9 protein-coding genes are annotated in these 11,446 nt (G+C 70.2%); 4 read left to right on the top strand and 5 right to left on the bottom strand.

All coding sequences use genetic code 11. The annotated features are described in order from the left end of the window. Positions 1–81: 81 nt before the first annotated feature. The 3 genes from ACX114_RS37240 to ACX114_RS37230 all read right to left on the bottom strand — a co-directional run bounded on the left by ACX114_RS37240 (position 82) and on the right by ACX114_RS37230 (position 4,373). Entirely contained in the window at positions 82–444 is a 363-nt protein-coding gene (locus tag ACX114_RS37240; protein WP_459292384.1) for a response regulator, read from the bottom strand. Further along, entirely contained in the window at positions 444–1,946 is a 1,503-nt protein-coding gene (locus ACX114_RS37235; RefSeq protein WP_459292382.1) for an ATPase domain-containing protein, read from the bottom strand. The genes ACX114_RS37240 and ACX114_RS37235 overlap by 1 nt, the downstream gene beginning before the upstream one ends. Positions 1,947–2,108: 162 nt before the next feature. Beyond that, positions 2,109–4,373, bottom strand: a complete 2,265-nt coding sequence (locus tag ACX114_RS37230; RefSeq protein WP_459292380.1) for a di-heme oxidoreductase family protein — start codon at positions 4,371–4,373, stop codon at positions 2,109–2,111. A gap of 290 nt (positions 4,374–4,663) precedes the next feature. Between ACX114_RS37230 and ACX114_RS37225 the strand changes: the two genes are divergently transcribed. Then, positions 4,664–5,314, top strand: coding sequence for a 2OG-Fe(II) oxygenase (locus ACX114_RS37225; RefSeq protein WP_459292378.1), 651 nt, complete (start codon positions 4,664–4,666; stop codon positions 5,312–5,314). Then, positions 5,311–5,982 (top strand): SRPBCC family protein, encoded by a 672-nt coding sequence (locus tag ACX114_RS37220; protein ID WP_459292376.1) that lies wholly within the window; start codon positions 5,311–5,313, stop codon positions 5,980–5,982. The genes ACX114_RS37225 and ACX114_RS37220 overlap by 4 nt, the downstream gene beginning before the upstream one ends. Positions 5,983–5,988: 6 nt before the next feature. Here ACX114_RS37220 and ACX114_RS37215 read toward each other — a convergent pair whose 3' ends face one another. Together ACX114_RS37215 and ACX114_RS37210 are read right to left on the bottom strand one after the other, a co-directional pair. Beyond that, positions 5,989–7,866: a DUF7151 family protein gene (locus tag ACX114_RS37215; protein ID WP_459292374.1), complete on the bottom strand. Its 1,878-nt coding sequence runs from the start codon at positions 7,864–7,866 to the stop codon at positions 5,989–5,991. 100 nt (positions 7,867–7,966) lie between these two features. Then, positions 7,967–9,577, bottom strand: a complete 1,611-nt coding sequence (locus tag ACX114_RS37210; RefSeq protein ID WP_459292372.1) for a Na+/H+ antiporter — start codon at positions 9,575–9,577, stop codon at positions 7,967–7,969. Positions 9,578–9,759: 182 nt separating this feature from the next. Here ACX114_RS37210 and ACX114_RS37205 point away from each other — a divergent pair, with 182 nt between their 5' ends. Further along, entirely contained in the window at positions 9,760–10,662 is a 903-nt protein-coding gene (locus ACX114_RS37205) for a dimethylarginine dimethylaminohydrolase family protein (RefSeq protein WP_459292370.1), read from the top strand. Further along, complete coding sequence (locus ACX114_RS37200) at positions 10,652–11,446, top strand: hypothetical protein (protein ID WP_459292368.1); 795 nt, start codon at positions 10,652–10,654, stop codon at positions 11,444–11,446. Before ACX114_RS37205 ends, ACX114_RS37200 begins: the two co-directional genes overlap by 11 nt.

Here is an 11,446-nt window from a genome sequence, read left to right as displayed (position 1 = left end):
GCATCGCGGACGCCGACCGTGCGCCCGTGCGCAGTGACCCGGGCCACCCGGGTGTCAGGTGGCGTCCGGGGATGTGGGGCCTCACCCTTCCGCACCCGGGAGCACGGACTTCAGGGCCTTGAGCAACCCCACGGCCGTGACGGGCTTCGGCAGGAACGAGCGGACCGGATGCTCGCCCAGCGCCTTGCGGCTGGCGCTCGTCATGACCACCACCGGCAGCTCGCGCAGTCGCTCCTGGTCGCGCATCCGCGTGAGCAGCCCGCGGCCGTCCAGGAGCGGCAGCATCAGGTCCAGCAGCAGCACGTCGGGCACGCCGGCCTCCATCTTGCGCAAGGCCTCCAGTCCGTTGCGGGCCACCTGCACCTCGAAGCCGGCGTCCTGCAGCACGTCCTGGATGGCGTCCGCCAGGGTCTCCTCATCCTCCACCACGAGGATGCGTGACATCACCCGTCCTCCCTGTTCCGGCCGGGGCCGGTGACGCCAGTCCCCTGGACACGCGCATGGGGCTGGCCGGTGAGCATGGCCTCCAGCGCCACGTAGGATTCCCCGACGCGGGGGCCCTCGTTCGTGATGCGCAGCTCGCGCAGGAAGGGGTCGTTGGTGCTGTCGCGCATCTTCAGCACCGTGATGAGCCGGTGCAGCTCGCCGTGCAGCTCGAAGAAGCGCAGGAACACCAGGTTGTCACAGATGGCCTCGATGCCCCGGATGGGCGAGTGCAGCTCCGGGCCGAACATGTCGTTCGTCTGCTGGGTGATGAGCAGGGTGACGTCACGCTCGCGCATCGCGTTGATGAGCGCGGTGATGAAGCGCGTGGTGCGCTCCGGGTCGATGGCCTCCTTGGCGAAGGGCTCCAGGCCATCCAGCACCAGCCGCCTCACGCCCTGCTTCTCGACCAGCTCCACCAGCTCCTGGGCCATCGCGTCGGGCAGCGTCTCCACCGGCGCGCGCGCTTCGAGCCGCAAGAGCCCCTGACGCTGCATCGGCTCCAGCTCCAGCCCCACGTTGTGGCACTTGAGCGTGAGCTGCGCGCCGCTCTCCGCGAAGCCGAAGTAGAGCCCCGGCTCTCCCTGGCGTGCCCCTTCCAACAGGAACGACATGCCGATGAGCGTCTTGCCGCTGCCGGGGCTGCCCATGATGAGCGTGGAGGACCGGGTGACGAGCCCTCCCGAGCACATGGCATCCAGCCCCTCGATGCCCCAGCGGCTGCGGTGGCGCGGGTCGGCCAGCTTGCGGGGCGTGTCGCGCATCACCGCCTCGAAGCGCGGGTAGATGCTCACGCCTTTCTCGTCGATGAGGAAGGTGTGCCGGCCCGGGATGTTGTTGCTGCCGCGGAACTTGGTGACCTCGATGCCGCGCGTGGCCTTGAGCCCGATGAGGTCCGCGCTCATGGCCACGACGCCGTCGACGACGCCGAACTCGGGGCCCGTGCCCTTCTGGGTCTCCGTGTTCAACAGCAGCGTCGTGCAGTCCAGGGCGGACAGCCGCACGCTGAGCGTCTGGAGCAGCTCGCGCAGGTCCTCGTCCGGGCGCAGCCGGTCCTTGAAGACCATCAGGCCGTCCACGATGAGCAGCCGCGCATCACGCTCCCGGACCGTGCGGACCAGCATGTCGACGAAGGCCCGCCCCCCGCCCTCCCGGAGCGAGGGCAGCCCGCTGATGTAGTGGACCCGGGTGCCCACCGAGTCCTTGTGGAAGAACTCGAACGAGCGCAGGTGCAGCAGCATGCGCTCGTGGGTCTCCGCCAGCAGCGTCACGTAGAGGCTGCTGTCACCCGCCTCGGCGGCGCGGAAGCACATCTCGTTGGCGAGCGTCGTCTTGCCGGAGCCTGGCGGCCCGGCGATGAGGTACAGCCCGCCACGCAACCAGCCTCCGCACAGGATCTCGTCCAGGTAGGGGGTCCCGCTCTTGAACCTCGGCGCGGCCTCCACTGCTCCCTGTTCGTCCATCCCGTGGCTCCTCCCCTGGAACCAATATGGGATGGCCTCCAGGGACCCCGAAGCGCCCGGAGGCGCACCAGGCGGGCAGGCTTGAAACGGCGCGACGCCGGACGCGAGGGGCTCCGGTGGCCCCTCCCGCCCGGCGTCTGTGTCTGAAGCCGGCTTGCCGCCTTACAGCGAGTTGACGAACTTCAAGAGCGCGTTGCGGTCCGCGGCGCTGAGGTTCACGAAGGCCTGCTTGGAGGCCTCGCCCTCGCCGCCGTGCCAGAGGATGGCCTCGGTGACGCTGCGCGCGCGGCCGTCGTGCAGGTACGCCTCACCGCCGGACACGCCCGCAGTCAGGCCAATGCCCCAGAGCGGGGCCGTGCGCCACTCGGAGCCGGAGGCCTGGCCTTCCGGCAGGTTGTCCGCCAGGCCCGCGCCCATGTCGTGCAGCAGCAGGTCCGTGTACGGGTGGATGGTCTGGCCGCGGAACTCGGCCATCGCGCTGTACTGGCTGGTGGTCAGCGTGGGCGCGTGGCACTTCGCGCAGCCCGCGTTGTTGAACACCGTCTCACCCTGCATCGCCGTCGCGTCCGAGTGGTCGCGGCGGGCGGGCACGCCCAGGAGGGCGATGTAGCGGGTCATCTTGTCCAGCTCGCTGTCGCCCAGCTCCGTGCTCGTGCCCGCGCAGCCCTGCTGCGACGAGCCGCAGTCCTGCGTCTTGAACACGTTGGTCGTCACGCCCATGTCGCTGTTGAGCGCCTCGGCCACCTGGTGCTTCACGCGCGCGGTGCCGGCCTTCCAGCCGAAGCGGCCCATGCGGGTGACGCCCGTCTCCGGGTCCTTCACCGTCTGCATGCGGCCGGAGATGCCGTCGCCGTTCGCGTCGTTCGGATCCGCCAGGCCGGCGATCTGCGACTCCGGCACCGCCTCCAGGAGGCCCATGCCCACCAGCTGCGGCGAGATGCGCGCGGAGAAGTTCGTCGGCGTCACGTTGAGGAAGCTGTAGTTGGGCTTGCGCAGGCTGTACGCCGTGCCGCCGTTCAGCGTGCCGCTCGCCGTCGTCGTCCAACTGCCGATGCGCACGTCCGCCTCCGGCGTGCCGCTGACCGCGCGCGGCTGCAGGCGGAAGCCCAGCGCCGGGTCCACGGACACCACGCCGTTGTTCACCTTGCCCACCTTCACCACGTAGTTCTCCAGCGTGGTGTTCGTGGTGCCAGGCGGCAGGCCGCGGCCGTTCTGCTTGTGGCAGGAGATGCAGGACACGTTGACGTAGTTGTTGCCCAGCTTGTTCGCGTGCGCGGTGAAGATGGGGTTGTCCGGTTCGGAGTGGCTGCCGTCGCGGAAGTTCGTGTGGTGCAGGCGGCGGCCCTCCACGAAGGGCTGCGCGTTCACCGGCGCCATGTTGGTGGCCATCTGCAGGAAGCGGTTGTCCGGCTCGTTGGAGAACGGCGTGTGCAGCGTGCCGCGACCGCCCGACCAGGCCTTCTCCGGCAGCGGGAAGGAGTCGCGCAGGCTGCCCTGGCCCTCGAAGGGCACGATGCCGCCCTGGCCCACGATGTAGAGCATCGTCGTGGAGTAGTAGTTGAAGCGGCCTTCCACCGGCTGCTGGAGGAACACGCCGACCTCCAGCTCCATCCGGTCACCGTTGCGGATGGCGCGGCCCTCCTTGGCGTTGAAGTTCACCGACGACGTGTACTTGTAGTCGTTGACCTTCACGAAGTCCGCGTTGTGCCAGTACTCGGCCACCGTGTTGATGCCGCGGAAGAACGCGCGGAAGTCCGGCGAGTCATACGGATAGATGGTGTACAGGTTCACCGTGATGACGCTGCCGCCCTTGGCGACCTGGTCGACGATCTCAATCCAGTGGGTGCGCTTCTCGAAGTACAGCTTCAGGTAGTGGTCGTAGGCCTGGTACTGGTCCTCGCGCATGTGGCGGTCGCGAACGCGGTCGCCCACGCGGGTGATGAGGGCCGTGGAGGTGTTCTCCACCGTGGCCGCCTCCAGCGCCGTGCTGCTGGTGAACAGCGGCACCACCGGGCCCGCGTCGCCGTTGGGAGGAGGACCGGCGTCCACGCCGGTGCCCGCGTCCGTGCCCGTGCCCGCGTCCGTACCGCCGCCCGTGCCGGTATGCGTGTAGCGCGTCCAGGTCGTGTCGCGCGCGCAGGCACAGGACACGTCCCAGTACGTAAAGAAATAGTCGATGGTGTTGCCGGTGCTCAGGCCCGTGACGGTGTACTGGTTGCGGCCTCCCGTCACCGTCATGCGGATGTTCTGCTGTCCGCCGCCGTTGAGCACGTAGTGGATGTCCGCCCAGTCCGTCGTGTCGACGTAGAAGACGGCGGAGGAGCCCGATGGCGTGACGCCATACGTGGCGGCTTCTGCGGATTGCACCGCCAGACAACTGACGGCCAGGAATGCGAGCGCGATTCCCGTGAGTCTGCTTCGGCTCATGGTTGCGAACTCCATTGTGGGGGTGGATGGGGCGTGGGACGGCGAGCGCTGCGAAGGGGACTTCGTAGCTTGGCCGAAGAAAGTCTGAACGCCCGGGAGTCGCAAGGTGGGAGGCCGGAGAATTCGGCTTTGGCGTGATAAATGATAAATAAGAGAAATTGATGTCATTCTTGACGCGCTGTGCTGTCAGGGATTGACGCGTTGTGTTGCGCGTGGGGGCGTGGAGGGCCTCCGCCCGAGTGGCGGCGGGGGATGGGGCAGCGCGGCGTGGCTGGGTAGACTCCGGGGCCATGCGCTTCCAGCCACCGTGGGGTGGAGCCTTCCGGCTCGACACCTTCTTCCACCGCACTCCGGACGTCCTCCCAGAGGAGACGATGGCCTCCATCCGCTCGGCCATCCTGGGCTCGTCGCTCCTGGGAGAGTCGAACCTGTCGGGGCAGTTCTCCGGCACGTACGGCTTCTCGCTGACGTTCCGCCGGGACGCGCTGCCGGAGGTCCACGAGCGCTTCCCGGCGTTCGCGCCGTACCTGGCCAAGACGCTCTTGCCGGAGTGCAACGCCTTCCTGCTCAACCCGCTGCTGGTGGGCAAGGGCCGGAACGTCGCGGCGCACATCGACCGGAGTCTTGAATTCTACGGCCCGAGTATCGGCTGCCCGGTGGCGGTGAGCGTGCTGTATGTCCAGGTTCCGAAGGAACTCCGGGGTGGGGCGCTGCGGCTGTATCACCGGGGAGGTCAGGTGGCGGAGCTCAAGCCCCAGCAGAACGCGCTGGTGATGTTCCGGGGCGACCTGCTGCATGAGGTGGAGGCCATCACCTCCGGCGCGGAGTCGATGCGGGAGTCGCGGATCAGCCTGGTGGTGGAGCAGTACCGCGCGCCGGAGGCGCAGTTGGCGAACGTGCCCCGCTTCGAACTGCGCACGCGTTCGGGGGTGCGGGCGTGAGCGACCTGACGCTGGAGTGGAAGCTGCCCGCGCCGCCGGATGCGGTGTTCCCCGCGTTCTCGGAGCCCGCGCTCATCCGCCGCTGGTTCGGCGCGCCGCCGGGCTGCTACCGCACGCACGCGCCGGACCCCGGGGCGCTGGGCCAGCCCTACCGGGTGGGCCTGAGGGACTCGGCGGGCCGGGCGTTCTCACAGGTGGGCTGCATCGTGCAGGTGGAGCCGGGGCGGTTCCTGGCGCTGGAGATGGACTGGGAGGGCGGCGGGCCGGTGCCGCCGGGGCGCACCCGGGCGGAGCTGACCTTCCACGCGACCGGAGCAGGGGAAGACGGCACGCGGCTGGAGCTGCGCCAGGGCCCGTTCGCGGACGACGCGGCCCGGGACGCGCACCGCGCCTACTGGGAGGCGTGCCTGGGGCGGCTCGCGCGCGTGGTGGCGGGGGAGGCGGTGCCGTGCTTCGAGGAGTTCTGGGAGGAGTCGCGCGGCTACGTGGGGCCGCTGGCGGTGGCCGCGTACACGGTGCTGGCGGGGCTGCGCGAGGCCGGCGCGCCGAAGGAGGCGGTGGCCCAGGTGGAGGACGTGCTCTACACGCACCTGTCGCGGCTGCGCGAGGACACCGCGGACGTGCTGGGCGCGGTGCTCCAGTCGCGGGTGGAGGGCAACGCGAGCTGACGGGGCCTAGGGGTTGGGGCAGGTGGCCGCGTCGTCGTTGCCGCTGATGACGCGCATCTCCATCCCTGAATAGACGCGGTCGGCCAGCTCCCGCGCGCTGCACGCGGGCAGCAGGGGATTGTTGGCCACGTTGAACCCTCCCTCCACGGCCTGGAGCCCGTGCAGGCCCAGCTCCTGGAGGGACGGGTTGTCCGTCACGGTGAGGAACTGGAGGTAGCGCAGCCCCTCCAGCCGGTTCAGCTCTCGCAGGTCGTTGTTGTAGCGGACCGACAGCCGGTCCAGCCGCAGCAGCCGCCCGAAGCCGCCCAGGTCGGTGAGGCGCGGGTTCAGCTCCACGAGGAGGGTGTGGACGGAGTCCAGGTGGTCCAGGCCCGTCACTGACTTCAGCCGGGCGTTGTTCCGGACGGTGAAGAGCTCGGACACGGTGCGCAGCTCGGGCATGCCGCCCGTGGACTCCAGCACCGCGTTGTCACCGATGGTCACCGCGCCCGCGCGGATGAGGCGCGGGAAGCCCTCCGTGGTCTGGAGCTTCGGGTTCCGGGCGATGGTGATGGAGCTCGCGGTCAGGAGGGTGTCGAATCCCTGCATCGTCGTCAGCTTCCCGCTGGAGAAGATGGACAGGTGCTCGACGGTGCGCAGGCTGGACAGGCCGGACAGCGACTCCAGGGCCTCGTTCTGGCTCAGCGACACGCTGCCCGCGGACTCGAGGAACGGCATGGACAGCGTGCGCAGCCGCGGGTTGCCCTGCACGCTGAGGCCATCCGGGAGGCTGTCCACGGAAGGGAACTCGAAGGTCTCCAGCAGCGCGTTGTCCGCCACGCCCAGCCAGCGGCGCGGGGTCAGCGCGCGCAGCCCGTCCAGCGACGGGAGCGCGGGGTTGCCCCGCACGGACAGGTTCCGGTCCACGTGGACCCGGCCAGCCGGGTCTCCCACGGTGGCCGTGGACAGCACCGCGTTGTCATCCAGCCACAGCTCCCCGGCGAACCTCAGCCCGGGCAGCGCCACGCGGGTGAGCTGGGGGTTGGCCTGGATGGTCAGGGCGCCCATGACGGCGGACAGCTCCGGCAGGGCCAGGTCCGTCAGGGTCTCGCTGTGGATGAGCAGGTCCCCGTCCACGCGGGTGACGCCCCGGAGCCCCGCCAGGTCCTCGGCGGTGGTCACCACGTACGGGCCGCCGCTGTAGACGCGCGCGGGCTGGCACAGCAGCAGGGTGGTCAGGGCCTCCGCGTCGGGGTCCCGCTGCCCGTTGTTGTCGATGTCTCCAAAGGCCTCCACGCGCATGCCGGGCCGCCCGCAGGCCCCGCCCGCCGGCTCGGGCTGGACCTGGATGCGCAAGAGGGCACTGTCCACGAGGCAGAAGTGATGGGAGGCCTGGACCTCGGCGGTGTCGAGCACGCCGTCGCCGTCCACGTCGTCGCCCGCCTCCAGCACGGTGGCGGGGGACAGGCAGGAGGTGCTGTCCGTCACCGGGCGGGTCCGGGTGACGATGGCCGAGGCGCGCGTGCAGGCGGGGACCTCGCGGGTGACCTCGGCGTCGTCCAGCACGCCGTCGCCGTCCAGGTCGAGCCCCGCCTGCGTCAGCCGGCCCCCTTCCGCGCACACGGCGCCAGGGGCGAGCTCCGAGGTCCGCACCAGCACCTGCGTGGGTGCGTCCGCGCAGAGGTACTCGGTGCTCGTGACCTCCGCGTCCGCGAGGACGCCGTCCCCGTCCAGGTCCAGCCCCGTCTGGACGGCCTTCCCACCAGACGCACACGCCGCGCCCGGAGGCTCGGCGACGACGCGGGAGCGTGCGGGGGCCTGCGGCTTGAGGGCGGTCAGGTCGAGCGGTGCGCACCCTCCCGCGACGAAGGAGAGCACCAGCCACGAACCCCGAATCCACCGCATGCGCGTCGCCTTCCCTGTCAGGCCGGAACGCCGTGACGATACCGGGCCTGCTCCCCTTCATACGAGAGGAGCGGCCCGGTCGGGTCGTCGGGCCGGCCGCTCAGGAGGCCAGGGCCTGCGGCGGAGGGGCGGGGGCGTCCTCCTCCGGGACGTGGGCCTCGTCGTCCTTCGCCTTGGCGATGCGCTCGTCCAGCTCCGCGGTGAGGTGCTCGAAGACCTCCTTGTTGAGCGTGCCCTGCTGGTAGGCGCTGAAGAGGGCGTCCTTCTCCACGATGAGGACGCGGCGGATGGCCTCCTGCTTCTCCTCGTCGTGGAAGCGGTTGGACTGCTGCTTGAGCGTGATGAGCTCCTGCTCCACCGCCTGCGCCTTCTGCTGATACTCGCGCTCCAGGGGCTCCAGCGTGTCCACCGGAATCTCGCGGGCGCGGCGCATGGCCTCCAGCGACGCGAGCGCCGCGTGGATGGCGCCCAGCCGGCCCCGGGCCAGCTCGTACTGCTCCTGGTACACGTCCTTGATGCCGGTGATGCCCAGCGCCTTGAGCATCGGCGCCATGGTGAGCCCCTGGACGATGATGGACAGCACCACCACGCCGAACGTCATGTTCACCAGCAGCTCGCGGTGGGCGAAGTCGTTCGGGAGGCCGAGCACCAGCACCATGGACACCGCACCGCGCAGGCCGCTCCAGGTGAGCACCGCGCTCCACTTCCACGGCAGCTTCTCCGACGTGAAGCGCAAGAGGCCGGACACGCCATAGACGACCACCGCGCGGCCCAGCACCACCGCCCCGTACGCCAGCAGGATGGGCAGCCACGAGTCGAGCAGCGACGACAGCTGCACCTCCAGGCCGATGAGCAGGAACACCACCGAGTTGAGCGCGAACGCCAGGTACTCCCAGAAGCTCTCCACCGCGATGCGCACCGTGGGGCCCATGCCCTCCTGGGCCGCCCAGTTGCCGCACACCATGCCGGCCACCACCACCGCGATGACGCCCGAGTAGTGGAAGTGCTCCGCCACCACGAAGGACCCGTACGCGGCGATGACCGTGCAGGTGATCTCCACCATGGCGTCCTCCACGCGCAGGATGACCTTGCCCACCGCCCAGCCCACCGCCGCGCCGATGACGGCGCCCATGCCGGCGACCTTGATGAAGTCCATCACCGCGCCGCCCACGGTGAACGCCTGGCCCCCGGCCACGCCCACCACCAGCGTGAAGAGCACCACGGAGGTGCCGTCGTTGAGCAGGCTCTCGCCCTCCACCAGGATGGCCAGCCGCTTGGGCGCGCCCAGCGCCTTGAACAGGCCCACCACCGCGATGGGGTCCGTGGACACGATGAGCGACGCGAACACCATCGCGTGGATGAGGCCGAAGCCCTCCAGCAGGTTCATCCCCTGCATCGCGGGAGACAGGAGCAGCGCCGTGAGCGCCATGGACGCCACCAGGCCCGGGATGGCCATGGAGGTGATGGCCAGCTTGTTCTTCATGAACTTGCGGAAGTCCACGTGGAACGCCGCCTCGAACAGCAGGCCCGGCAGGATGACCGCGAACAGCAGCTCCTTCGTCAGGTGCGGCGGCTCAAAGGCCTGCACGATGCCCAGGCCCAGGCCCGCCAACACCAACGCCACCGTGTACGGAAACTTGAAGTAGCGCGCCGCGATCGCCACCGCTGTCGCGATGGAGAAGAGCAGCACGAAGGCCAACTCGAAGTGCATGAATCCCCAGCCCCGTTTGTGCTCAAAAATGGCGAGGATGCCATGCGCGCGGGGCGGTGGGGCAACCCCCTTTCGGGGGGAAATGAGAGGGGACGGGCAGGCGTTGCAATTTGCCAGACTGTTTTCTCAAGGCCGGAGACGGATGCGTTGTGGGGCTCCGGGCCGGTGGCTAGAAGCGAGGGATGATGGACCTCTTCCTGATGTCGCCCCCGGGCCGGGGCTGGGCGCTGCGAGGCCGCTCGAACTTCCGCAGCCGCGAGGCTGCCCCGGCGGATGCGCGCGGCGCGCGGCGGGAGTGGCTGACGCTCGCCCGGCACATCGAGTCCCGAGGAGGCACGGTGGTGGCGCTGCCCTCGCCGTCGGACGCGCTGACGGGCATGCCCTACGCGGCCGAGTGCGGCCAGGTGGTGGCGCGCGAGGGCCAGGCCCCGCTGTTCCTCCTGCCCAAGATGATGAGCGCGCATCGCTTCGCGGAGCGTGACCACTGGACGCCGCTGGCGAAGCGCCTGGGCCTGGAGGTCGTCGACCCCGGCGTGGGCATCTGGGAGGCGCACGGCGACGTGGCGACGTTCGACGGCGTGACGCTGCTGTTCTGGGGCGGGCGCACGACGCTCGACGGGCTGGAGGCGGCCCAGAAGTACTTCCCCGGCGAGGTGCTGCGCGTGCAGGTGCGCGAGCCCGCGTTCCACGGGAACATGGCGGTGCTGCCCCTGCCGGCGGTGGACCGGCTGGTGGTGTGCCCGGACGTGATGGCGCCGGAGTCGGTGGCGCTCCTGGAGCAGCGCTTCGGCGCGAACCGGCTGGTGCGGGTGGCGGAAGCGGACATCCGCCGCTACGCGACGAACGGGCTGCCGCTGGGGAAGGACCTGCTCGCGCCCACGGTGATGCCCGCGCACATCGTGGAGACCTTCGAGCGGCTGGGCATGCGCGTGGTGTCCATGCCGATGCCGGAGCTGACGGAGAAGGGCGGCGGTTCGTCGCGCTGTCTCGTGTCGCGCGCGTCGGTGGACGCTTCAAGCGTCTCGCTTCCTCCGGAGTACCGGCTGGACGTCGTGGCGAAGGACATCGAAGCCGATGGCGGGTGAGCTCGCGTCGCTGGCCCGGGCGTTCTTCGCCGCGACCCCGGAGCTGTCATTGCAGGCGCTGGGCTCCGGCGTGCACGTCCCGTCGCTGGACCTGGCGCCGTACGGCATCCCGGTGACGCACCTGCTGGCGGAGCACAACGCGGAGCTCGCGCGGCAGTACCTCACGCTCAACCAGTTGGCGTTCGGCGGCATCGGCGTGCCGCGTTGGGTGCTGTCGGACCTGTACCTGCTGCCCGGCGCCATTGGACTGCTGCGCTGTCCCGCGCGGCTGCTCAAGGCGCCCGCGCGCGAGCGGCTGCTGCTGGCGGACGAGGAGTCGGCCATTGGCGCGGCCTGCTACGTGGCGCCGTCGCTGACGCCGGGGCTGTTCGTGGGCGTATCGCTGTTCAGCTTCCTGCCGGGGCGGGGCGCGTCCGCGTGGGTGAAGCTGCTCACGCTGGGCATGGTGCGCGCGAAGCGGCTGCGCGGCGTCACCCAGTGGGACAACCCCGCCGTGCGCGTGCACTCGAGGCTGGGGCCCATGCGGCTGGTGGGGCGCGTCCCCGGTGGGCACGACTACGACGAGCGCACCTTCGTCTACGAGACGGACTTGAGTGACGAGTCGCGCGTGGCCCGGGCGATGCGCCGGGAGGACGCGGCCCTGCCCGCCGTGCGCATCCCGGTCACCGACCTGCTGCCGCTGGGCGCGCTGCTGGACCGGGCGGAGGCCGGGGCACGACTGGAATTGGTGCCTCCGGGCCAGGACGCGGGCCACGTACTGGTGCGCGAAGTGCCTCCGGGCTGA

It is taken from the genome of Corallococcus sp. M7 (assembly GCF_054512695.1).
The sequence above is the reverse complement of the archived record's forward strand: the minus strand, read 5'-3'. Positions and strand labels throughout refer to the sequence as shown.

Coding starts and splice junctions, on each gene's coding strand:
- ACX114_RS37225 (WP_459292378.1), top strand. CDS start 4,664: ATGCGCTTCCAGCCACCGTGGGGTGGAGCCTTCCGGCTCGACACCTTC.
- ACX114_RS37205 (WP_459292370.1), top strand. CDS start 9,760: ATGATGGACCTCTTCCTGATGTCGCCCCCGGGCCGGGGCTGGGCGCTG.
- ACX114_RS37200 (WP_459292368.1), top strand. CDS start 10,652: ATGGCGGGTGAGCTCGCGTCGCTGGCCCGGGCGTTCTTCGCCGCGACC.
- ACX114_RS37235 (WP_459292382.1), bottom strand. CDS start 1,946: ATGGACGAACAGGGAGCAGTGGAGGCCGCGCCGAGGTTCAAGAGCGGG.
- ACX114_RS37240 (WP_459292384.1), bottom strand. CDS start 444: ATGTCACGCATCCTCGTGGTGGAGGATGAGGAGACCCTGGCGGACGCC.
- ACX114_RS37210 (WP_459292372.1), bottom strand. CDS start 9,577: ATGCACTTCGAGTTGGCCTTCGTGCTGCTCTTCTCCATCGCGACAGCG.
- ACX114_RS37215 (WP_459292374.1), bottom strand. CDS start 7,866: ATGCGGTGGATTCGGGGTTCGTGGCTGGTGCTCTCCTTCGTCGCGGGA.
- ACX114_RS37230 (WP_459292380.1), bottom strand. CDS start 4,373: ATGAGCCGAAGCAGACTCACGGGAATCGCGCTCGCATTCCTGGCCGTC.